This window comes from Pseudomonas yamanorum, from assembly GCF_013386765.1.
GTDB lineage: Bacteria > Pseudomonadota > Gammaproteobacteria > Pseudomonadales > Pseudomonadaceae > Aquipseudomonas > Aquipseudomonas yamanorum_A.
This window is the reverse complement of sequence record NZ_JACARE010000032.1, coordinates 43,892-65,542: the sequence shown is the minus strand read 5'-3', so window position 1 is coordinate 65,542 and position 21,651 is coordinate 43,892. Positions and strand designations below refer to the sequence as shown.

Here is a 21,651-nt window from a genome sequence, read left to right as displayed (position 1 = left end):
GAAACACCAGACAAGGAGCCCCACATGTCAGACCAAGCCAAACAAATGACCGAAGACGAAGCCGCCGAATTTGCCGAGCAGGTGTTCGACGTGGCGCGCAAGGGCGACGCCGCGATGCTGGCTGCGTTGCTGGCCAAGGGCTTGCCGCCGAACCTGCGCAACCACAATGGCGATACGCTGTTGATGCTGTCTGCCTACCACGGCCATGTCGATGCCGTGAAAGTGCTGCTGGAATTCAAGGCCGACCCACAGATTGCCAATGACAAGAACCAACTGCCGATTGCCGGCGCCGCGTTCAAGGGCAACCTGCCGGTGGTCAAGGCGTTGATCGAAGGCGGAGCGTTGGTTGAGGGCGCGTCTTCCGATGGCCGCACGGCCCTGATGATGGCGGCGATGTTCAACCGTACCGAAATGGTGGATTACCTGATCAGCCAGGGCGCCAACCCCAAGGCCACCGATGCCCAGGGCGTGACCGCGCTGGCAGCGGCCCAGACCATGGGGGCGGTGGATACGGCGGCGCAGTTGCAAAAACTGGTGTAGGCTTTGCGCCCTCAAAATCAGCCCCGCCACAGGACCACCCCATGAAAACCGCACTCGTCGAACTCATCAGCAAAATCAGCTCCGGCTGCATGAGCGAACCCGAGATCGCCAAGGTGGCTGACGAAGCGGCCCAGGCCTACGCCGATCCTGACGCTTTCCTGGCCGCCAACCCAGACATCAACTACGACGACACTTTCCCGATTCCCCTGGGCGAGTGGATCGTCGTCGGCAGCCTGCCCGACACCGTGCTGTTCCAGGCCGACACTCACCTGGACCTGTTTGCCCAGATCGTCGCCTCCTTCGGCCCCGGCGTGGCGTTCAACCTCAAGCCCAAGCAACTGGCCAAGACCGAAGCCCTGACCGCACTGAACCGCATCCAGATCCAGATGAGTGCGCTCAACCCGGAAAACGGCGGCTACGTGCTGGTCAACTTCAGCCAACTGCTGGACGACGAGATCCAGGCCGTGCTGGTCTACGGCAACGACGTGCCACGGGTACTGGAGTTGTGCGCTGAAGTCGGGATCAAGGGCGAACCGTCCCTGGAAGCCCTGCGGGTTGCGGTGCACGTCTGAAATAAAACGGAACCCCTGGCCACGGCTGACTATCCTAAGCAGGCAAGCCCTCACTTAGGAGCGATACCATGGGTTCCACTTTTAATGGTCTGATCGGGTTGATCATCCTGGCGCTGGATATCTGGGCGATCATCAACGTGTTCAAAAGCGGCGCGGGTACCGGCGCCAAAGTGCTGTGGATCCTGCTGATCCTGCTGCTGCCGGTGTTGGGCTTGATCATCTGGGCGATCGCCGGGCCGCGCGGCAACGTGCGGATCTGAAGATCTGCGTAGCAGCTGTCGAGCCTGAGCGAGGCTGCGTCTGCGGTGTGTCAGGCAAACCGCGAACGCAGCCTCGCTTAAGCTCGACAGCTGCTACGCGGGTACCCCATTGTGGGTTAGATCAACCAGCTGCCTTCCAGCTCCAGCAACTTCACCTTGTTTTCAATCCCGCCGCCAAACCCCACCAATGTTCCATCGCTGCCCACCACGCGGTGGCACGCAATGATGATGGATATCGGGTTGGCGCCATTGGCCGTGCCCACCGCGCGGATCGCCTTGGGATTTTCCAGGTACTGGGCTTGTTCGCCATACGTCCAGGTGCGCCCATAGGGAATCTGCAACAACGCCTGCCAGACCTGCTGCTGAAACGGCGTACCCACCGGTGCCAATGGCAGGTCGAACACTTCCCGCTTGCGCGCGAAATACTCATCCAGTTGTCGACGCACTTCATCCAGTTCATTAGTTGCCGGGATCCAGTCCGCCTGCACCGGGCATTGATGCACGTCCATATACAACAGGCGCAGCCCTTGTTCATCCGCCGCCAGTAACAGCGGCCCGAGCGGACTTGGGTGATAGCAATAAAACATCATCGGGGCAATCCAAAAGGGCAGGGGGCAAAGATACGGCCGTAAGTTGGCCGCTACAATCCCGTTGTTTTTTGTGTGTCGAGATATTCGCTGTACAAAATTTTCACATTCCATCCAAGACAATTCGCCGGCTATTTTCCTGTCCGAGTGCTCTAAGACGAGTGCCAACAAACGGCCGGAGTGAGTAATCAATGGCGTTGCCGGCGTTGATCGGGCACCATTTGCGCCATTGCGTTCACCGTCTACCCCAGCCAGCCTGGGCGAGGGCGGGGCGCCGCTGTATTCATTCGCAACTTAAACTTCCAATGGGTCCTAAAACGACATGGCAAACCCGGACGCCCTGAATCAGCAGCGAGCTTCTAATCGCTTGCTGCAACCGACCGTCAAATCCCATCTGGCGTACACGCTGCTTTGTGCCTTGATCATGATGGTGATGTTCTCCCTGCTGCGCCTGGCGCTGCTGGTCTACAACCGCGAAATGATCCTCGACACACCGGCCTCGACCTTCCTTGAAGCATTCGCCAACGGCCTGCGCCTGGATATCCGCCTGGTGATGTACGTGTTGGTCCCGCTGCTGCTGGCCTTGTTCAGCGTGCGGGCCATGGCGGCGCGCGGGTTCTTCCGCTTGTGGCTGACGGTCGCGTCGAGCATCGCGCTGTTCCTGGGCCTGATGGAAATGGACTTCTACCGCGAGTTCCACCAGCGCCTCAACGGCCTGGTCTTCCAGTATGTGAAGGAAGACCCGAAAACCGTGATGAGCATGCTCTGGTACGGTTTCCCGGTGGTGCGCTACCTGCTGGCCTGGGCCGTGGGCACGCTGATCCTGAGCATCGCCTTCAAAGGCGCCGACCGTGCAACGCGCCCACGCGGCCCGTTCAGCGGTGGCAGCATCGGCACCCGCCAGGTGGCGCCGTGGTACACACGCATCGCGGTGTTCGTGGTCTGCCTGCTGGTGGCCGTGGTCGCCATCCGTGGCACCCTGCGTCAGGGTCCGCCACTGCGTTGGGGTGACGTGTACACCACCGACTCGAACTTCGCCAACCAGCTGGGCCTCAACGGTACGTTGTCGCTGATCTCGGCGGCGAAATCGCGCTTCTCCGAAGAGCGTTCGAACATCTGGAAAGCCACCCTGGAGCAGCCTCTGGCGACCCAGACCGTGCGCGACATGCTGGTGCTGCCGACCGAAAAGCTGGTGGATACCGATACCGCTGCCGTGCGTCGTGACTTCACGCCGCCGGCCGAGAAGACCCTGCCGATCAAGAACGTCGTGGTTATCCTGATGGAAAGCTTCGCCGGTCACTCGGTGGGCGCCCTGGGCCGCCCGGGCAACATCACGCCGTACTTCGACAAACTGTCCAAGGAAGGCCTGCTGTTCGACCGTTTCTTCTCCAACGGCACTCACACCCACCAGGGTATGTTCGCCACCATGGCCTGCTTCCCGAACCTGCCGGGTTTCGAATACCTGATGCAGACGCCGGAAGGCAGCCACAAGCTCTCGGGCCTGCCGCAGTTGCTCAGCGCCCGCAAGTTTGACGACGTGTATGTCTACAACGGCGACTTCGCCTGGGACAACCAGTCGGGCTTCTTCAGCAACCAGGGCATGACCAACTTCATCGGCCGCAATGACTTCGTCAACCCGGTGTTCTCGGATCCGACCTGGGGCGTGTCCGACCAGGACATGTTCAGCCGTGGCCTGGAAGAGCTGAAGGCACGTGAAGGCGGCAAGCCGTTCTACGCGCTGCTGCAAACCCTGTCCAACCACACGCCGTACGCGTTGCCGACGCCATTGCCGGTTGAGAAAGTCACTGACCGTGGCAGCCTCAACGAGCATTTGACGGCCATGCGCTACTCCGACTGGGCCCTGGGCCAGTTCTTTGAAAAGGCCCGCAAGGAGCCGTACTTCAAGGAAACCCTGTTCGTGATTGTGGGCGACCACGGCTTCGGCAACGAACAGCAGATCACCGAGATGGACCTGGGCCGCTTCAACGTACCGATGTTGATGATTGCACCGGGCATGCAGGAAAAATTCGGCGAGCGTGACCACACCGTCGGCACCCAGATCGACATCGTGCCGACCATCATGGGCCGCCTCGGCGGCGACACCCTGCACCAGTGCTGGGGCCGCGACCTGCTCAACCTGCCGGAAGGCGACAAGGGCTTTGGCGTGATCAAGCCGTCGGGCAGCGACCAGACCGTGGCCTTGCTCACCGGCGACCGTGTGCTGGTATTGCCCAAGGAAATGCCACCGAAGCTGTGGGAATATGAACTGGGCGCCAACCCTACCGGGAAAGTGATTCCAGAGTCGCCGGACGAGGCTGCGTTGAAGCAGAAGCTCGAATCGTTCCTGCAGACCGCTACCAAGAGCCTGCTGGATAACACCGCAGGTGTGGTGGACGGCAAGCCGGACTAAACACCCGCGCATAAAAAAAGAGGCCTTCAAGGCCTCTTTTTTTTTGCGCTGTTAAACCGGTTATATCTTGCCGAGCAACAACAGAATCAGCAGCACTACCAACACGGTACCGAGAATACCCGATGGCCCGTAACCCCAGTTGCGCGAGTGAGGGAACACTGGAAGACCACCGACCAGCAGGAGGATCAGAATAATGATAAGAATGAGGCTCATGTTTTGTTTTCCTTATTGTCTTCTGAAAAGACCTGATATTTAACGAGTAAGCCCGACAGCTATTACGGACGCCTTAATAACTCCGACCGGTGCGTTCATCAGAAAATTCCGTGTTTTTTTAAAGCATTTTGCTAACTTGCTTATTTCCTTTAAGCGCGTTGCAACTATCCATCCTTAGTTTAAATAAATTGAACTTGGCGGGTTTCCCGCTATCCGACCCGGCCCACGGTTTGCCCGGGGCATTCAGCACTCTGATGGTGCGTGGGTGGCGCAAAAACCTTCGCTACACTGCGGCTCACTTCTTCCGTGAACCACAAGGCTACTTTCCTATGCAAAATCGCATGATGATCACCGGCGCCGGTTCTGGCCTGGGTCGCGAAATCGCTCTGCGCTGGGCCCGCGAGGGTTGGCAGCTGGCCTTGTCGGACGTCGCCGAAGCAGGCCTGCAAGAAACCCTCAAGCTAGTGCGCCAGGCCGGCGGTGACGGTTTCACCCAGCGCTGCGACGTGCGCGACTACAGCCAGCTCACGGCTTTCGCACAGGCCTGTGAGGAAAAGCTCGGTGGCATCGACGTGATCGTCAACAACGCGGGTGTGGCCTCGGGCGGGTTCTTCAGCGAACTGTCCCTGGAAGACTGGGACTGGCAGATCGCAATCAACCTCATGGGCGTGGTCAAGGGCTGCAAGGCGTTCCTGCCGCTGCTGGAAAAGAGCAAGGGCCGCATCATCAACATCGCTTCCATGGCCGCGCTGATGCAAGGCCCGGCCATGAGCAACTACAACGTGGCCAAGGCTGGTGTGGTGGCGCTGTCCGAAAGCCTGTTGGTGGAACTCAAACAACAGGAAGTGGGCGTGCATGTGGTGTGCCCGTCGTTCTTCCAGACCAACCTGCTGGACTCCTTCCGCGGGCCGACTCCGGCGATGAAGGCCCAGGTGGGCAAGTTGCTGGAAAGCTCACCGATTACCGCTGCAGAGATCGCCGACTACATCTACCAGCAAGTGGCTGAGGGACAATTCATGATCCTGCCCCACGAGCAGGGGCGCATGGCCTGGGCGCTGAAGCAGAAGAACCCGCAGCTGCTGTATGACGAAATGACCGTGATGGCGGACAAGATGCGGGCGAAAGCTCAGTCGCAGGCGGTGAAAGGTTGAATTTCAGGTGAGCACCTGATGTGGCGAGGGAGCTTGCCGTGGCAAGGAGCTTGCTGTGGTGAGGGAGCTTGCTGTGGCGAGGGAGCTTGCTCCCGCTGGGGTGCGAAGCGCCCCCAACAAGATCAATGCATTCTTTCAGGAAGACTTGGGCGGCAGGTTTTGGGGCTGCTTCGCACCCCAGCGGGAGCAAGCTCCCTCGCCACAGCAAGTTCTCTAGCCACAGAAATCGCCTGCAAATATGAACATGCCGTTTAGTTCTTGGATGCTATTCGCGACTATTCACTGCCTGTCTGTAGGGTAATTTACCCTGGCGTGTAAGGCATGCCTGTTTAACCTGAAGGTCATTGATGGTGACAGGCGGGTAGCGCAAGGTCGGCGTCCGGTAATTCAAAAAGGACGAACCCCATGCTGGTACTAAGCCGCGCGGTAGGCGAAATAATCTCGGTGGGTGATCAGATCACCTTGCGCATCCTGGAGGTGAGCGGCACCCAAGTGAAATTGGGTGTCGAAGCGCCAGTGGGGGTCAATGTGCATCGGGCGGAGGTCTATCAGAAGATTCTCAGCCGGCAGGGGCAGCCCGTCCCCAACCCCTGATAGTCCTCAGTCAAACAGATGCTTGGGCACATCGTGCTTGAGCATCAACTGGCACTGCTCGCTCTCGGGGTCGAAAACGATCAGGGCCTGGCCCTTGGTCAGTGCCTGGCGCACGCGCAGCACGCGGGTTTCCAGGGGCGTGTCGTCGCCATTGTCGGTGCCGTCGCGGGTCACGAAGTCTTCGATGAGGCGGGTCAGGGTGTCGACTTCAAGTGCATCGTAGGGAATCAGCATACAAGCCTCAGCTAAGGAATCCCGGCGATGCTACTGCGCCGGGATCCCAGTTGCCAGTCTCAGGTTTTCTGGCCCACCAGGCTGTCCACCGACGGCACGCGGGTATCGCTCTCCATCTGTGTGTCGTGTTCGATCTGGTGGCTGAACCGGTCCAGTGAGCCTTTGGCCGGCTGGGCATCGCTGGCGAACACCGGCGGGCTGAGGATGTAGGCTCCCAGCAGGCGACTCAGCGCGGCCAGGCTGTCGATGTGGGTGCGCTCGTAGCCGTGGGTGGCATCGCAACCAAACGCCAGCAGCGCGGTACGAATGTCGTGGCCGGCGGTCACCGCCGAATGCGCGTCGCTGAAGTAATAGCGAAACAGGTCGCGGCGCACCGGCAACTCGTTCTCCGCCGCCAGGCGCAGCAGGTGGCGTGACAGGTGATAGTCATAGGGCCCGCCGGAATCCTGCATCGCCACGCTCACCGCGTGTTCGCTGGAATGCTGCTCGTGGGCCACCGGCGCGATGTCGATGCCGACGAACTCACTCACATCCCACGGCAAGGCCGCCGCTGCGCCACTGCCGGTTTCTTCGGTGATGGTGAACAGCGGGTGGCAGTCGATCAGCAACGGTTGGCCGCTGTCGACGATGGCCTTGAGCGCCGCCAGCAGGGCGGCAACCCCGGCTTTATCGTCCAGGTGGCGGGCGCTGATATGGCCGCTTTCGGTGAACTCCGGCAGCGGGTCGAAAGCGACAAAATCCCCCACGCTGATCCCCAGTGAGTCGCAATCGGCACGGGTGGCGCAGTAGGCGTCCAGGCGCAGTTCGATGTGGTCCCAGCTGATGGGCATCTCGTCCACGGCAGTATTGAATGCGTGACCGGAGGCCATCAGCGGCAGCACGCTGCCACGGATCACACCGTTATCGGTAAACAGGCTGACGCGGCTGCCTTCGGCAAACCGGCTGGACCAGCAGCCTACCGGCGCCAGGGTCAGGCGGCCGTTGTCCTTGATCGCCCGCACGGCGGCACCGATGGTGTCCAGGTGCGCGGAGACGGCGCGGTCGGGGCTGTTTTTCTGGCCCTTGAGGGTGGCGCGAATGGTGCCGCGCCGGGTCATTTCAAACGGAATGCCCAGCTCTTCGAGGCGCTCGGCAACGTAGCGCACGATGGTGTCGGTAAACCCGGTGGGGCTGGGGATGGCGAGCATTTCCAGCAGCACTTTTTGCAGGTAAGCGAGATCCGGTTCGGGGATGGTTCGGGTCATGGAAACTCCTGATGAGTTGAGGGCATCGATGGTTTCGATGAGTGGGCGATTGGCTAGAGAATCATCGACTGTTCCGACCCCATCGCGGGCAAGCCCGGCTCCCACAGGGGAATGCATTCCACAGGTGGGAGCGGGCTTGCCCGCGAAAGCGCCAGTCAAGGCAACACCTTTCTCAAGCCGTCGGTTGGCTATGCGGGAACAACAGATCCACAAACTTTTCAGCCGTCGGCTGCGGTTCATGGTTGGCCAGCCCAGCCCGTTCGTTGGCTTCGATAAATACGTAGTCCGGCTGGTCGGCGGCCGGCACCATCAGGTCCAGGCCCACCATGGGAATGTCCAGGGCGCGGGCGGCGCGCACGGCGGCGTCCACCAGGGTCGGATGGAGGATGGCAGTGACGTCTTCCAGGCAACCGCCGGTGTGCAGGTTGGCGGTGCGCCGCACGGCCAGGCGTTCGCCACGGGGCAGGATGCTGCTGTAGTCGTAGCCGGCGGCGTGCAGGGTGCGTTGGGTCTCGTGGTCCAGGGGGATTTTGCTTTCGCCGTCGGTGGCGGCCTGGCGTCGACGGCTCTGGGCTTCGATCAACGCGCCAATGGAGTGCTGGCCATCACCGGTGACTTCTGCCGGGCGGCGAATGGCGGCGGCGACCACTTCAAAGCCGATCACCAGGATCCGCAAATCGAGGCCTTCGTGGAAGCTTTCCAACAGCACGCGCGAATCGAACTGGCGTGCGGCCTCGATTGCTTTTTGCACGTCCTCGATCGTCTGTAAATCCACCGCCACGCCCTGGCCTTGCTCGCCATCCAGCGGCTTGACGACGATGCGCTGGTGCTCGTCGAGAAACTCCAGGTTGTCGTCGGCACTGCCGGCCAGCTGTTGCTGCGGCAGGTTCAAGCCGGCGGCCTTGAGCACTTTGTGGGTCAGGCTCTTGTCCTGGCACAAGGTCATGCTGATGGCGCTGGTCAGGTCGCTCAACGACTCGCGGCAGCGCACGCGGCGGCCACCGTGGCTCAGGGTGAACAGGCCGGCATCGGCATCGTCCACCTGCACATCAATTCCGCGCCGATGCGCTTCCTCGACGATGATCCGCGCATAAGGATTGAACTCCGCCTGCGGGCCGGGGCCGAGAAACAGCGGCTGGTTGATGCCGTTTTTGCGCTTGATGGCGAAGGTGGTCAGTGCGCGAAATCCGAGCTTGGCGTAGAGACTCTTCGCCTGGCGGTTGTCATGCAGCACCGACAGGTCGAGGTAGCTCAGGCCACGGCTCATGAAGTGCTCGATCAAGTGGCGCACCAGCACTTCACCCACGCCGGGGCGGGTGCATTGCGGGTCCACCGCCAGGCACCAGAGGCTGCAACCGTTCTCCGGGTCGTGGAAGGCTTTCTGATGATTGAGGCCCATCACGCTGCCGATCACCGTGCCGCTGTCTTCGTCTTCCGCCAGCCAATACACCGGGCCGCCTTGGTGACGCGGGGTCAGCAACGCCGGGTCCACCGGCAACATGCCGCGCCCCTGGTACAGCTGGTTCACTGCTTGCCAGTCCGCCTCGCTTTGCACCCGGCGAATCCGGAACCCGCGAAACACCCGGGTCGCCGGGCGATAGTCGGTGAACCACAGGCGCAAGGTGTCGGACGGGTCGAGAAACAACTGCTGCGGGTCAATCCCCAGGATCTGCTGCGGCGCCGCCACGTAGAGGGCGATGTCGCGCTCGCCGGGCTGCTCGTTGAGCAACTCCAGGGCCAGGCTTGCCGGGTCCGGGAAGGTGTGGCCGATCAACAGCCGGCCCCAGCCGCAATGCACGGCAATCGGCGTGGTGTCCAGCGCGCTGCCGTCTTCGGCGAGGCGGGCTTGCAGGCGCTCGTAAGAGGGCGCCTGGCCCCGCAGCAAGCGTTGGCTGTAAGCCGTGGCATGAGGTTTCATGAATCAGATTCCTTGTTCGCTGAGCCACAGGTTCAGCGCCGCCAGTTGCCACAGCTTGGAGCCGCGCAACGGGGTCAATTGGCCTTGGGGATCGGTGAGCAGGCGGTCGAGCATCGCCGGGTTGAACAGGCCGCGATCCTGGCTCGGGTCCAGCAGCAGGTCGCGCACCCAGTTCAAGGTGTCGCCTTGCAAATGCTTGAGCCCGGGCACCGGGAAGTAGCCTTTCTTGCGGTCGATGACTTCGCTGGGGATCACCCGGCGTGCGGCTTCCTTGAGCACCTGCTTGCCGCCGTCGGGCAGCTTGAATTTACCCGGCACCCGGGCCGACAGTTCCACCAGGCGATAGTCGAGAAACGGCGTGCGCGCTTCCAGGCCCCAGGCCATGGTCATGTTGTCGACGCGCTTGACCGGGTCGTCCACCAGCATCACGGTGCTGTCCAGGCGCAGGGCCTTGTCCACCGCGGCATCGGCGCCAGGCTGAGCGAAATGTTCGCGCACGAAGTCACCGGCGGCGTCATTTGCAGTCAGCCACTTCGGTGCGACAGTGGCGGCATAGTCGTCGTAGCTGCGGTCGAAAAATGCGTCGCGGTAAGCGGCATACGGGTCGCTCGCGCCGTCCACCTGCGGGTACCAGTGATACCCGGCGAACAGCTCATCGGCGCCCTGGCCGCTCTGCACCACCTTGCAATGCTTGGCCACTTCGCGGGACAGCAGGTAGAACGCGATGCAGTCATGGCTGACCATCGGCTCGCTCATGGCACGAAAGGCCGCCGGCAGTTGCTCGAGGATTTCGCTTTCGGCGATGCGCAGTTGGTGGTGTCGGGTGCCGTAGTGCTTGGCGATCAGGTCCGAGTACTGGAACTCGTCGCCGCGCTCGCCACCGGCGTCTTCAAAACCGATGGAGAACGTCGACAGATCCTGCACGCCCACTTCGCGCAACAGGCCCACCAGCATGCTCGAATCGACGCCGCCCGAGAGCAGCACGCCTACATCCACTGCCGCCCGTTGACGAATCGCCACGGCTTCGCGGGTGCTGTCGAGCACGCGGTCGGTCCAGTCTTCCAGGGTCAGGTTGGCTTCATCGGCGTGGGGGCCGTAGGGCAGCGTCCACCAGGTTTTCTGCTCGACGGTGCCGCTGGCGTCGATACGCATCCAGGTAGCGGGCGGCAGCTTCTCGATGCCCGCCAACAGGGTACGCGGGGCAGGTACCACGGCGTGGAAATTCAGGTAGTGATTGAGGGCCACCGGATCGAGGATCGGGTTGATATCGCCGCCCTTGAGCAACGCCGGCAGGCTGGAGGCAAAACGCAGGCGCTGGCCGGTGCGCGACAGGTACAGCGGCTTCACGCCGAGGCGGTCACGGGCGATAAACAGGCGTTGGGCATCACGCTCCCAGATGGCAAACGCAAACATGCCGTTGAGCTTGGGCAGCAGTGCTTCGCCCCAGGCGTGGTAGCCCTTGAGCAGCACTTCGGTGTCGCCACCGGAATAGAGGGCATAGCCCAGCGCTTCAAGCTCCTGGCGCAGTTCGGGGAAGTTGTAGATCGCGCCATTGAACGCCAGGGACAGCCCCAATTGGGCGTCGACCATCGGTTGGGCGGAGCCGTCCGACAGGTCCATGATTTTCAGGCGACGATGGCCCAGGGCAATCGGACCTTGGGCATGGAAGCCCCACGCGTCGGGGCCTCGGGGGGCGAGGTGATGGGTGATTCGTTCCACGGCTGCCAGGTCGGCAGGTTGGTGATCAAAGCGTAACTCGCCAGCTAATCCGCACATAGATTCCTTACCGGTTTTTCCGTTGGGGAGGGGTAAAAACAGTCGCGCCAAAACGGCGGGTACCTGGAAACTGACACGGGTGAATCCGTGGAGTTTTAGACCGATCGGTTATAAGCAAGCTGTCCGGGAGCGGCGTCACATAGTTATGGGATCGCGGCGGCGAGTGCTGGCTATGGTGCGCACTTCATTTCGCGCCAAAGGATATTGCCGATGCCGGACGACACTTCCGCCTCCGTTCAACTCACCCTGGATCAACTCTCGGCCACGCTGCTGGAGCTGACGGGCGACCTGGACAAAGCCGATGTATTGCAACAGCGCATTGCGCCCTGGCTGCTCAAGGCCAAGCCCGAATTGCTGGAGCAACTGGAGAAGGTTCATGAGTTGGCGGGGCTTCACGAATCCAAGGTCCAGGCCGTCCTGCAACGAATCAAAAGCCTGGATACGTTTTGCGCCGACGAACTGACCCGTGGCCTGAAAAGCCGGTTTGGGGTGACCCTGGACGTCAAGCACGATTATCTGCACCTCCCTTGGGTCTGGGTCGACCCGGCGCCTTCGCCTCTGAGCCTGCACCAGCCGAAGGTGGTGGTCGAAACCCGTACGCTGCTGCAGGCGGCGATGCAGAATTTTTCCGAGGAGGAGGCACAGGGCGGGCGGTTCCCTCGGGACAGCGACGTGCATCGCAGTGACACTGGCGCTTTGGTGCCTGAAATCAGCGTCCCGGCATTCGCCACCTTGTGTCGCGAGCTGGACCTCGGGCAACGTTACCAACTGCACTTGCGGGCGGCGGTGAATCAGGCGCTGCCGCTGGCTGACGAGAGGCTGCACAACCCTGATGCCAGTGAAATAAAGCAGCTGAAAGTCTATGACATGGCGGTGGACGTCTACCTGGCGTACCTGCGCGGCGACATCGGCGAGCCCGTGTTCAAGCTGTTATTGGGTCTTACTCGCCAAGGGCCGAACGTCACCCAGTCAACCATTGCCAGCCTGACGCTCGATGACCAACCGCTGCTGTGTCAGGGCCTGAGTGTGCATGATTGCTGCCTGTGGGGCGTAGTGGTGTTCAGCCTCGCGGCGATTGATGAACACCCCGAAACCCGCTGTATCGTCTATATGCCGGGGGAGCCGCATCGCCCGATCTTCGAATACCCGACGTTTGCCGAGTTCCAGCTCTACCTGAGGTTGAAGCTGCACGTGAAAAGCTATGCGGATTTTTTTGTGCTGTATCTCGACGAAGCTTCACGCAAAGACTTTTTCAGCGGGTTTACCACCCATAAATCCTTGGGGTTGATCAAACCCCTGGCGATCAATAGCGGGTTGTTTCAGTTTTTTTTCAACAGCATGGTCGGCAAGCTGCAAAAAGACAGCCGGGTGCTGGCGGTGCCCACGGCGGATTTTGATCAGGCGGTGCGCGACCAGCGCTGGCAATACTATGAATCCCTCGGATTGGACCTGCTCAATCTCGCCGGTTTTTTTGTGCCGGTTATCGGTCAGCTGATGATGGGCGTGGCGATGGGGCAGATGCTCGGTGAAATCTACGAAGGGGTACAGGACTGGCGCCATCATGACCGCAGCAGCGCACTCTCGCATTTGCGCGCGGTGCTGGAGGGCGTGGCGTCCATGGCCGCGTTTGCGGCCGGGGGCAAAATTGTCGGCGCGGTACGCCGTGCTGCGCGGGATCACGTCGCGGCATTCGATGACGTCGAGGCGATCGAAAACACCGACGGCCAGCCCCGCTTATGGCGCCCCAGCCTCAAGCCTTACGCGCAGCCTGTCGCCGTTAAAGAGCCGGATGCCCAGGGATTTTTCCGGCAGGCGGGCCAGCAGTTGATCAGCATTGATGGCCTCGCCTACGCGGTACGTTTTGACCCGTTAAAGGGGCAATGGTGTATCCGTCATCCCAGCCGCCTGCAGGCGTACTCGCCACCGGTGGTGCATAACGGGGCCGGCGGCTGGCGCTCTGTCCATGAGCGCCCGCAGCAGGCCTGGAACAGCAGCCTCTATGGCTTGCGCCGCCTGGACCCGAGCCTCACCGACCTTGCCGATGGGCGCCTGGAACAGGTACGCCAAGCCAGTGATGTTCAGTTGTCCCAGGTTCAGCAGTGGGGCCAGGAAAACCTCAAACTGCCGGCCAGTTTTCAGGACAACATCCAATGGTTTGCCCTGGACCAAAAAATCAATGACTTGATCTGGCGCCTGGAAAAACGCCAGCCGTTCACGCGCGAAAGTCTGGACTTGCAACTGGAGGCCGTGCCGTTGATGCCGGGATGGCCCCGTGGGCGCTACCTTGAGGTGCTGGATGCCGAGGGCCACGTCACGGCAACGTTCCCGGCTGACGCGCGTATCGACAATGAATTGAGCGTGGCCATCACCCACGATCAACTGGAGGAAGGCGAAGTCCTGCTGGGCGTGGCCGACGGCTTGTACCAGCGCGAACTTGACGTGCTGATGGGGGAAACGCCTGCCATGACCGGCGAAACTGCGGGGGAAGCGTTGGCGCGGCGACTGGCATACACCTTGAAGATCGACTGCAAGCCCTTGCACCGACGGCTCTACGCCGCTTACGACCGGGCTCTGGGACCGGAGCAGGCCCGGCTGATCGAGGAGGTACCGGGCCTGCCCGCGAAAATCGCCGGGGAACTGATTGCCAACGCCAGCAGCGTCGACCGGGTTCACCTGCGCAACGAACGCCGAGTGCCGTTGGCGTTGGCCCAGGCGGCCCGTGAGGCCACGGCACAGATCCAGCGTGAGCGGTTGATGGCCAGTTTCCATTTGCCGGAACTGGCGGATGCCCGGGCCCATGGTTTTTCCTTGCGTCTTTTGCAGCAATTGCCGGAATGGCCGTCGGGGTTGCAGTTGCAACTTCGCGAGGGGTCGATCAGCGGGAATGTGCTGGAAGAGGTCGGTGCTGCGATTGCCACGCAGAGCCGCACGGTGGTCAAGGACGCTGAGCAATACGCGGCCTTCGAGCGCGACGGGCGGGCGTTGGGCGAATCCTTCAGTGGCCCGCAAGGGTTCTATCGAGCAACGTTACAGGCGCTGCCTGTCAGCATGCGCACGGCCCTGGACATTGGCGGCAGCGGCTTATCGGATGCCCAGCGGTTGCGGTATCAGTTGCTCGACCAGGCACTGGCGGCCCGCGGCAAGGTGCCTGCCGAGCCGGTCTCGTCAATCGCCGCCTGCCAGGTTATCGACCCGCCGCCGCTCCCGACCCCGACACGTGTACCGCGCGTGATGGTGCGCAAAGTCATGACCCTGTATCCGTTCTTCAGCGAGCGTGAGGCCCGCCAAATGATCGAGGGCCTGGGGGCGGATGATGTGTCGCGGGCCACCATGGTGCGCCAGCGCGAGCAGCAGTTGGCCAGGCTGGAGGCGGTGCTCAAGGCCTGGGTCCAACAGGATGCAGAAATGCGCAAATTGCCCGGCCACCTGGAAGACTATCGTCATAGCCGCCAGCAAGTCGCCGACCGTTTGCGCAGTGCCTGGCGGCACCAGACCCATTTGCCGGGCGCGCGTCGTGCCGCGGTGTATGGCCTGAGTCTGGACAACATGCGCGTCGGCAAACTGCCGACATTGCCCCCCGACATCGAGTTTGGCCATGTACAACGTTTGTCCTTGAAAAACATGGCGCTGGACAACGATGTGGCGTATTTCCTCAAGGCGTTCAAGGGCCTCCATTCGCTGGAGCTGGACAATAATCTGCTCACATGGCTGCCGGAGGTGCTGTCCCACATGCCGTCCCTTGAGGTGCTGAGTCTGGCGCAAAACCGGATTAATCTGACCCATGAGACCACCCGGAAATTACAAGCCATGAACGGGCTGCGCGGCCTGGATTTGAGCAGCAACCCGTTGGGTGAAACGCCCTCGGTCAAGCAAATGGATCAATTGCGCTCGCTGAACCTGCGTGACACCCGAGCGAGGGAGCTGCCCGAAGGATTGCTCACACGCCTGCACCTGGAAGACGCTAATTTGCGGGAAAACAACATTGTCGAGTTGCCCCCCGAATTGTTCACGGCACCGGTTGCGGTGACGGAAAAAATCAACCTGCGGCTCAATCCGATCTCGGTCCAAAGCCGTATGGGCCTGGATGAATACCGGCGCCGTACCGGAGTGGGCATGGGCTTGCAGGACGACGACATTCCCATGCTCAGTGAACTGCGTTCCCGCCAGTCCTGGCTTGAAGGGGAGACCGCCGATACCTATCTCGCACGCCAGGCCAAGTGGGAGTTGCTCAAGGACGACTGGCGGTCCGGGGATTTCTTCGGCGTATTGCGGCAAATGGTCAATACCCCGCAATACAAGCAGGTGCGCGCTGACCTGATTCGCCGGGTGTGGCAGGTCATGGACGCCGCCATCGAGAACAACGAACTGCGTGATCTGTTGTTCAGGCTGGCCGAGGGTGAACCCAATTGTGTCGATGCGGCGGCCTACAGTTTCAGTGAAATGGAAGTCACGGTGATGCTCAACAAGGCCATGAAGGAGGCCGGAGTGACCAAGCCCAGTGTCGCGACGTTGCTCAAACTGGGGCGCGGGCTGTTCCGCCTGGAACAGGTGGACAGCATTTCCGATGTGTTCAGCCGCCGCAAAAACATCGCTGATCACCTGGCGGTGCGCCTGGTGTATCGCAGCGGGTTGGCCAAGACGCTGGACTTGCCGGGGCAGCCGGAAAGCATCACTTACCGCGAAGTGGGCGGTGTGAGCCAGGAGGATCTGACCGAGGCAATTGCCCAGGTCACCACGCGGGAAATAAGTTCTGACCTAGCGCGCTTTCTGGCGCGCCAGGGGTTCTGGGTGGAGTACCTCAAGCATCAGTTCGCGGCCGAGTTCAGCAGCGTCAGCCGGGTTTACGATACCCAATACACTGCGCTGGACTCTGCCAGCGGCACCTACCTGGCCCAAGCGCTGAAACTGCAGGCCGACCATCAGCAAGCCCGCGATCAACTGGTAGAACGCCTGACCCGCACGGTGCTGGCGGATGCCGATAAACCCTTGATGCTGGAGTGCCCGCTTTAACCCTTGCCGCGAATCAACGTACGCAGCGCAAACCGGTTCGGATGGCAGGCCTCGGCCACGCTGCGGGGCAGCGGCAGCGGCTCGTTTTCCAGCCAGGCGGCGAGCAGTTCCCCGGACAATGGCGCGGTAATCAGTCCGCGGGAGCCATGGCCGCTGTTGACGTATAAACCGTCGAGCCAGGGGCAGGGCGCGTCCGGCACCTGGCGCGCGTCCTTGCCCAGTACGGCGTAGGCCTGGGCAAACAGGTGCGGGTCTGCCAGCGGGCCGACGATGGGCAGGTAGTCGGGGCTGGTGCAGCGGAAGGCGGCGCGGCCCTGAAGCTGTTCGGGTTCGACGGCGTCGATGTGCAGGCGCTGGCGCAGGTCGGGGGAGATTTCCTCCAGCAGTGCCAGGTTGCCCGCGTGGTCGGCGGCGCTGGGCGTGAGGTCGAGGCTGTTGAAATCGAAGCTCGCCCCCAGGGTGTGTTGGCCCAGGCGAGCCGGGGCCACGTAGCCCTCGGCGCAGACCACCGTGTTCAGGGCCGAGCTGGCCGGTGTTTCGGCCAGCTCGGTGATTTGCCCGCGAATGCGTTTGAGCGGCAAGTCTGCGCTCGGCGCAAAGCGCTTGATCTCGGCGGCCCCGGCCAGCACCACCACCGCCGCGCCGGCCAGCAGACGCTCGCCGTCCCAGGCCTGCCACTGGCCGTCGACCTTGCGCAGTTCCAGCACCTCATGGTGGGTCAGCACTTCAATCCCCGGTTGGCCGGCCTGCCACTGGCACAGCGCAGGCGGATGCACCCAGCCGCCTTCGGGGAAAAACAGCCCGCCGTGATCCAGGGAAACACCTGCGCGGGCCTGCGCCTGTGGCTGATCCAGCCGGTGCAGCAAGTCCGGCGCGAAGGCCTGGGCCAGTTGCGCCTGACGCTCGGCTTCCTTGGCATTGAAGGCCAGTTGCAGGACGCCGCAGCCGTCCCAGTCCGTGCCGCGTTGCAGGTGTTCCAGCAGGCGTCGGGTGTGGCCGAACCCACTCACAATCAGTTGCGACAACGCCGTGCCATGGGCCGACAGCTTGAGGTACAGCACGCCCTGTGGGTTGCCGGAGGCTTCCCGGGCCAGGCCGTCGTGACGCTCCAGCAGGCTCACGTGCCAGCCGCGCGCCGCCAGGCTGGCGGCACTCGCGCAACCGGCCAGGCCGCCGCCGATCACCAGTGCACGACGCTCACCGCTGATGGCCGGCGGGCGGGCGAACCACGGTTTGGCGGCGAGGGAGGGCGGTGCCTCGGCGGGCCAGCCCAGAAACTCGCCCCGCAGGATTTCCCACTTATGGCCAATGCCCGGGGTGCGTTTCATCTTGAACCCGGCCGCGTTGATCAGCCGCCGCACCCAGCCGGTGCTGGTGAAGGTGCTGATGGTCGAACCCGGCGCCGCCAGCCGCGCCAGTTCGGCAAACAGCTCGGCGGTCCACATGTCCGGGTTTTTCGCCGGGGCAAAACCGTCGAGGAACCAGGCATCAATCTGTGCGTCCAGTTGCGGCAATTGTTCCAGGGCGTCGCCGATCAACAGGGTCAGGGTGACGCGGCCGTTATCCAGGATCAGCCGCTGGAAGCCCTGATGGATCGCGACGTATTGCGCCAGCAACTGCTCGGCGAAGGGTGCCAGTTCCGGCCAGAGGGCGAGGGCGCGTTGCAGGTCGGCGTGGCTCAGCGGGTACTTTTCCACGCTGACAAAATGCAGGCGTGCGTCCGGTACGGCGTGTTGTTCAAACAGCTGCCAGGCACACAGGAAATTCAAGCCGGTACCGAAGCCGGTTTCACCGATCACCAGCCGCCCGCCCGCCGGCAAAGCGGCAAAGCGCTCCTGCAAACGGTTTTGCTGGAGGAACACATAGCGGGTTTCTTCAAGGCCCGACTGGTCGGAGAAGTACACGTCGTCGAACACCCGCGAGTGCGGGCGGCCTTGGTCATCCCAGTCGAGCTGGGCGTGGGATACGGGGTTCATGGGCGGCTCGGTAAAGACAAGGCGGCCATTCTAGCCGATCAACCGGGGTGTCATTGATCCATGACAACCGGGCGTGGAATTTCCTCCGGCGCAGCGCCGTCCAATCCGCTAGTCTTGCCTCATTCTGAAACGGAGCCGCCCATGTTCGAATCTGCCGAAATTGGTCACGCCATCGACAAAGAAACCTACGACGCCGAAGTGCCCGCCTTGCGCGAAGCCTTGCTGGAAGTGCAGTACGAACTGCAGCAGCAAAAGCGCTTCCCGGTGATCATCCTGATCAACGGCATCGAAGGCGCCGGCAAGGGCGAAACCGTCAAGTTGTTGAATGAATGGATGGACCCGCGCCTGATCGAGGTGCGCACCTTCGACCAGCAGACCGACGAAGAACTCGCCCGCCCGCCGGCCTGGCGCTACTGGCGCCAGCTTCCGGCGAAGGGCCGCATGGGCATCTTTTTCGGCAACTGGTACAGCCAGATGTTGCAGGGCCGTGTCCATGGCGAGATCAAGGATGCGCGGCTGGACCAGGCCATCGCCGGCGCCGAGCGCCTGGAAAAGATGCTCTGCGACGAAGGCGCGCTGATCTTCAAGTTCTGGTTTCACCTCTCCAAGAAGCAAATGAAATCCCGGCTCAAGGCCCTGCAGGACGACCCGCTGCACAGCTGGCGCATCAGCCCGCTGGACTGGCAGCAGTCCAAGACCTACGACAAGTTTGTGCATTTCGGTGAGCGGATCCTGCGTCGCACCAGCCGTGACTATGCGCCGTGGTTTGTGATCGAGGGCGTGGATGCGCATTACCGTGGGCTGACCGTGGGCAAGATCCTGCTCGAAGGCCTGCAAAACGCCTTGAAACTGCCCAAGGGCAAAGCCAGTGGGATGAACCCGGCACCGCTGCCGTCGGCGGTTGACCAGATGAGTTTGCTCAACAGCCTGGACATGAGCCTGAGCCTGGATAAGGACGATTATGAAGAACAGCTGATCACCGAGCAGGCGCGGTTTTCCGGGCTGATGCGCGACAAGCGCATGCGCAAGCACGCCCTGGTGACGGTATTTGAAGGCAACGACGCGGCAGGCAAGGGCGGGGCGATCCGGCGTGTGGCGGCGGCCCTCGACCCCCGGCAGTACCACATCGTGCCGATTGCCGCGCCGAGCGAAGACGAGCGCGCCCAGCCTTACCTGTGGCGGTTCTGGCAGAAAATCCCGTCGCGGGGCATGTTCACCGTGTTCGACCGATCGTGGTACGGCCGGGTGCTGGTGGAACGCATCGAGGGCTTCTGCACGCCCACGGACTGGATGCGCGCCTACGGCGAAATCAACGACTTTGAAGAGCAACTGCGGGACGCCGGGGTGATCGTGGTCAAGTTCTGGCTGGCGATCGACAAGCAGACGCAGCTGGAGCGGTTCCAGGCCCGCGAAGAAATCCCGTTCAAACGCTTCAAGATCACCGAAGACGACTGGCGCAACCGCGAAAAGTGGGACGACTACCGGGCGGCGGTGGGTGACATGGTGGATCGCACCAGCACCGAGATTGCGCCTTGGACGCTGGTGGAAGCCAATGACAAGCGCTGGGCCCGGGTGAAGGTACTGCGCACCATCAACCTGGCGCTGGAAGAGGCCTTCGACAAGTCGGACAAGCACGACAAGAAGGACAAGAAGAAGTAACGCCATGCTTTTGCATACGCGGGATGAATGATTGTCGCGGTTGAAGAGGGCTGGATCTATGCTCGGTCCATCTCTCAACAACCACAACAATCGAGGTGGCCCATGCGTGAAGTAGTGATCGTCGACAGCGTGCGAACCGGCCTGGCCAAGTCCTTTCGCGGCAAGTTCAACCAGACCCGTCCTGATGACATGGCTGCCCATTGCGTCAACGCGCTGCTGACCCGCAACGGCATCGACCCGGCCACGGTCGAGGACTGCATCGTCGGCGCCGGCTCCAACGAAGGTGCCCAGGGCTACAACATCGGGCGCAACGTGGCGGTGCTGTCGCAGCTGGGCACCGGTACGGCGGGCATGACCCTCAACCGTTTCTGCTCCTCGGGCTTGCAGGCGATCGCCATTGCGGCCAACCAGATTGCGTCCGGTTGCAGTGACATCATCGTTGCTGGCGGGGTTGAGTCGATCAGCCTGACCATGAAGAGTGTGAACACCGACAATCTGATCAACCCGTTGCTCAAGGAGCAGGTGCCGGGTATCTACTTTCCCATGGGGCAGACGGCGGAGATTGTCGCGCGGCGGTATCACGTCAGCCGTGAAGAGCAGGATCTGTATGCGCTGCAAAGCCAGCAGCGTACGGCCCAGGCTCAGGCGGACGGGTTGTTTGACGATGAAATCGTGCCGATGGTGGTGAAGTACAAGGTTGAGGACAAGAACACCGGGGCGGTTCAGGTGCTGGACGGGGTGGTGGATCGGGATGATTGCAATCGTCCGGATACCACTCTGGCCAGCCTTGCGGGGTTGAAGCCGGTGTTTGCCGAGGATGGGTCGGTGACGGCGGGGAATTCGTCGCAGTTGTCTGATGGGGCTTCGATGACGCTGGTGATGAGTTTGGAAAAGGCGCTGGAATTGGGGTTGAAGCCGAAGGCGTTTTTCCGTGGGTTTACGGTGGCCGGGTGCGAGCCGGATGAGATGGGGATTGGGCCGGTGTTTTCGGTGCCCAAGCTGCTCAAGGCTCGGGGGCTGGCGGTGGCGGATATTGATTTGTGGGAGTTGAATGAGGCGTTTGCTTCGCAGTGCCTGTATGCGCGTAATCGGCTGGAAATTGATAATGCCAGGTACAACGTTAATGGTGGGTCGATTTCCATTGGGCACCCTTTTGGGATGACTGGCTCGCGGCAGGTGGGGCATCTGGTGCGTGAGTTGCAGCGGCGGAATTTGCGTTATGGGATTGTCACGATGTGCGTTGGCGGTGGGATGGGGGCTACTGGGTTGTTTGAGGCGGTGCGGTAGTTTTTGGGGGGGCATATCCGTTTCTTCGGTAACGGCTGCTTATGGTTCCGCTCTTACAGCGGGTCACTTTGGAAAAGCCGGAATGCCGGCCCAGCCCAAAGTAAGCAAAGGGCTCTGCCCCGCCTGTCGGCACCTCGCCTAGGCTCGGTGTTCCCTCACTCCGGGCTGAATGGGGCAGTCAGATCAAGATCAAAATCAAAAGCACGGCGGCCTGAAAGCC

General features: G+C 61.9%; 16 protein-coding genes. 9 read left to right on the top strand and 7 right to left on the bottom strand.

Annotated features, from left to right (window positions below; translation table 11 throughout):
- Positions 1 to 24 precede the first annotated feature (24 nt).
- From HX875_RS23950 to HX875_RS23940, 3 genes are all read left to right on the top strand, one after another.
- Complete coding sequence (locus tag HX875_RS23950) at positions 25 to 540, top strand: ankyrin repeat domain-containing protein (RefSeq protein ID WP_010176046.1); 516 nt, start codon at positions 25 to 27, stop codon at positions 538 to 540.
- Positions 541 to 581: 41 nt separating this feature from the next.
- The gene (locus HX875_RS23945; protein ID WP_177046259.1) at positions 582 to 1,112 is read left to right on the top strand and encodes a hypothetical protein; all 531 of its coding nucleotides are present in this window, start codon (positions 582 to 584) and stop codon (positions 1,110 to 1,112) included.
- 68 nt (positions 1,113 to 1,180) lie between these two features.
- Positions 1,181 to 1,372, top strand: a complete 192-nt coding sequence (locus HX875_RS23940) for a PLDc N-terminal domain-containing protein (protein WP_010176042.1) — start codon at positions 1,181 to 1,183, stop codon at positions 1,370 to 1,372.
- A 116-nt stretch (positions 1,373 to 1,488) separates the two neighbouring features.
- On the opposite strand, the gene HX875_RS23935 is transcribed toward HX875_RS23940, so the two are convergent.
- A complete protein-coding gene (locus tag HX875_RS23935; protein WP_177046330.1) occupies positions 1,489 to 1,959 on the bottom strand; it encodes a methylated-DNA--[protein]-cysteine S-methyltransferase in 471 nt (156 codons plus the stop codon).
- A gap of 322 nt (positions 1,960 to 2,281) precedes the next feature.
- Here HX875_RS23935 and HX875_RS23930 point away from each other — a divergent pair, with 322 nt between their 5' ends.
- Complete coding sequence (locus HX875_RS23930) at positions 2,282 to 4,369, top strand: LTA synthase family protein (RefSeq protein WP_177046257.1); 2,088 nt, start codon at positions 2,282 to 2,284, stop codon at positions 4,367 to 4,369.
- 60 nt (positions 4,370 to 4,429) lie between these two features.
- Here HX875_RS23930 and HX875_RS23925 read toward each other — a convergent pair whose 3' ends face one another.
- Complete coding sequence (locus tag HX875_RS23925) at positions 4,430 to 4,582, bottom strand: DUF3309 family protein (protein WP_003216767.1); 153 nt, start codon at positions 4,580 to 4,582, stop codon at positions 4,430 to 4,432.
- A 329-nt stretch (positions 4,583 to 4,911) separates the two neighbouring features.
- Here HX875_RS23925 and HX875_RS23920 point away from each other — a divergent pair, with 329 nt between their 5' ends.
- Both HX875_RS23920 and csrA read left to right on the top strand, forming a co-directional pair.
- Positions 4,912 to 5,733, top strand: a complete 822-nt coding sequence (locus HX875_RS23920; protein ID WP_177046255.1) for an SDR family oxidoreductase — start codon at positions 4,912 to 4,914, stop codon at positions 5,731 to 5,733.
- A gap of 405 nt (positions 5,734 to 6,138) precedes the next feature.
- On the top strand, positions 6,139 to 6,327 hold the full coding sequence (csrA, locus tag HX875_RS23915) for a carbon storage regulator CsrA (protein WP_177046253.1): 189 nt from the start codon (positions 6,139 to 6,141) through the stop codon (positions 6,325 to 6,327).
- Between the two features lie 6 nt (positions 6,328 to 6,333).
- Here csrA and HX875_RS23910 read toward each other — a convergent pair whose 3' ends face one another.
- The 4 genes from HX875_RS23910 to HX875_RS23895 all read right to left on the bottom strand — a co-directional run bounded on the left by HX875_RS23910 (position 6,334) and on the right by HX875_RS23895 (position 11,499).
- Positions 6,334 to 6,561, bottom strand: a complete 228-nt coding sequence (locus HX875_RS23910; RefSeq protein WP_003192759.1) for a YheU family protein — start codon at positions 6,559 to 6,561, stop codon at positions 6,334 to 6,336.
- 59 nt (positions 6,562 to 6,620) lie between these two features.
- On the bottom strand, positions 6,621 to 7,805 hold the full coding sequence (locus HX875_RS23905) for an osmoprotectant NAGGN system M42 family peptidase (protein ID WP_003216760.1): 1,185 nt from the start codon (positions 7,803 to 7,805) through the stop codon (positions 6,621 to 6,623).
- A gap of 172 nt (positions 7,806 to 7,977) precedes the next feature.
- The gene (gene ngg / locus HX875_RS23900; protein WP_177046251.1) at positions 7,978 to 9,723 is read right to left on the bottom strand and encodes an N-acetylglutaminylglutamine synthetase; all 1,746 of its coding nucleotides are present in this window, start codon (positions 9,721 to 9,723) and stop codon (positions 7,978 to 7,980) included.
- Positions 9,724 to 9,726: 3 nt separating this feature from the next.
- The gene (locus tag HX875_RS23895; protein ID WP_177046249.1) at positions 9,727 to 11,499 is read right to left on the bottom strand and encodes an N-acetylglutaminylglutamine amidotransferase; all 1,773 of its coding nucleotides are present in this window, start codon (positions 11,497 to 11,499) and stop codon (positions 9,727 to 9,729) included.
- 210 nt (positions 11,500 to 11,709) lie between these two features.
- On the opposite strand from HX875_RS23895, the gene HX875_RS23890 reads away from it, so the two are divergent.
- Positions 11,710 to 16,509, top strand: a complete 4,800-nt coding sequence (locus tag HX875_RS23890; RefSeq protein ID WP_177046247.1) for an NEL-type E3 ubiquitin ligase domain-containing protein — start codon at positions 11,710 to 11,712, stop codon at positions 16,507 to 16,509.
- Here HX875_RS23890 and mnmC read toward each other — a convergent pair.
- A complete protein-coding gene (gene mnmC, locus HX875_RS23885; RefSeq protein ID WP_177046245.1) occupies positions 16,506 to 18,485 on the bottom strand; it encodes a bifunctional tRNA (5-methylaminomethyl-2-thiouridine)(34)-methyltransferase MnmD/FAD-dependent 5-carboxymethylaminomethyl-2-thiouridine(34) oxidoreductase MnmC in 1,980 nt (659 codons plus the stop codon). The genes HX875_RS23890 and mnmC overlap by 4 nt on opposite strands.
- 141 nt (positions 18,486 to 18,626) lie before the next feature.
- On the opposite strand from mnmC, the gene pap reads away from it, so the two are divergent.
- Entirely contained in the window at positions 18,627 to 20,144 is a 1,518-nt protein-coding gene (gene pap, locus HX875_RS23880) for a polyphosphate:AMP phosphotransferase (protein ID WP_177046243.1), read from the top strand.
- A gap of 102 nt (positions 20,145 to 20,246) precedes the next feature.
- A complete protein-coding gene (locus tag HX875_RS23875) occupies positions 20,247 to 21,431 on the top strand; it encodes a thiolase family protein (RefSeq protein ID WP_177046241.1) in 1,185 nt (394 codons plus the stop codon).
- Positions 21,432 to 21,651: the final 220 nt, after the last annotated feature.

Bases quoted from the DNA above. Each gene is read 5' to 3' on its own strand.
- HX875_RS23890 (WP_177046247.1), top strand. From the start codon at position 11,710: ATGCCGGACGACACTTCCGCCTCCGTTCAACTCACCCTGGATCAACTC.
- HX875_RS23935 (WP_177046330.1), bottom strand. From the start codon at position 1,959: ATGTTTTATTGCTATCACCCAAGTCCGCTCGGGCCGCTGTTACTGGCG.
- HX875_RS23875 (WP_177046241.1), top strand. From the start codon at position 20,247: ATGCGTGAAGTAGTGATCGTCGACAGCGTGCGAACCGGCCTGGCCAAG.
- ngg (WP_177046251.1), bottom strand. From the start codon at position 9,723: ATGAAACCTCATGCCACGGCTTACAGCCAACGCTTGCTGCGGGGCCAG.
- pap (WP_177046243.1), top strand. From the start codon at position 18,627: ATGTTCGAATCTGCCGAAATTGGTCACGCCATCGACAAAGAAACCTAC.
- HX875_RS23920 (WP_177046255.1), top strand. From the start codon at position 4,912: ATGCAAAATCGCATGATGATCACCGGCGCCGGTTCTGGCCTGGGTCGC.
- HX875_RS23945 (WP_177046259.1), top strand. From the start codon at position 582: ATGAAAACCGCACTCGTCGAACTCATCAGCAAAATCAGCTCCGGCTGC.
- HX875_RS23950 (WP_010176046.1), top strand. From the start codon at position 25: ATGTCAGACCAAGCCAAACAAATGACCGAAGACGAAGCCGCCGAATTT.
- HX875_RS23905 (WP_003216760.1), bottom strand. From the start codon at position 7,805: ATGACCCGAACCATCCCCGAACCGGATCTCGCTTACCTGCAAAAAGTG.
- mnmC (WP_177046245.1), bottom strand. From the start codon at position 18,485: ATGAACCCCGTATCCCACGCCCAGCTCGACTGGGATGACCAAGGCCGC.
- HX875_RS23930 (WP_177046257.1), top strand. From the start codon at position 2,282: ATGGCAAACCCGGACGCCCTGAATCAGCAGCGAGCTTCTAATCGCTTG.
- HX875_RS23895 (WP_177046249.1), bottom strand. From the start codon at position 11,499: ATGTGCGGATTAGCTGGCGAGTTACGCTTTGATCACCAACCTGCCGAC.
- csrA (WP_177046253.1), top strand. From the start codon at position 6,139: ATGCTGGTACTAAGCCGCGCGGTAGGCGAAATAATCTCGGTGGGTGAT.
- HX875_RS23940 (WP_010176042.1), top strand. From the start codon at position 1,181: ATGGGTTCCACTTTTAATGGTCTGATCGGGTTGATCATCCTGGCGCTG.
- HX875_RS23910 (WP_003192759.1), bottom strand. From the start codon at position 6,561: ATGCTGATTCCCTACGATGCACTTGAAGTCGACACCCTGACCCGCCTC.
- HX875_RS23925 (WP_003216767.1), bottom strand. From the start codon at position 4,582: ATGAGCCTCATTCTTATCATTATTCTGATCCTCCTGCTGGTCGGTGGT.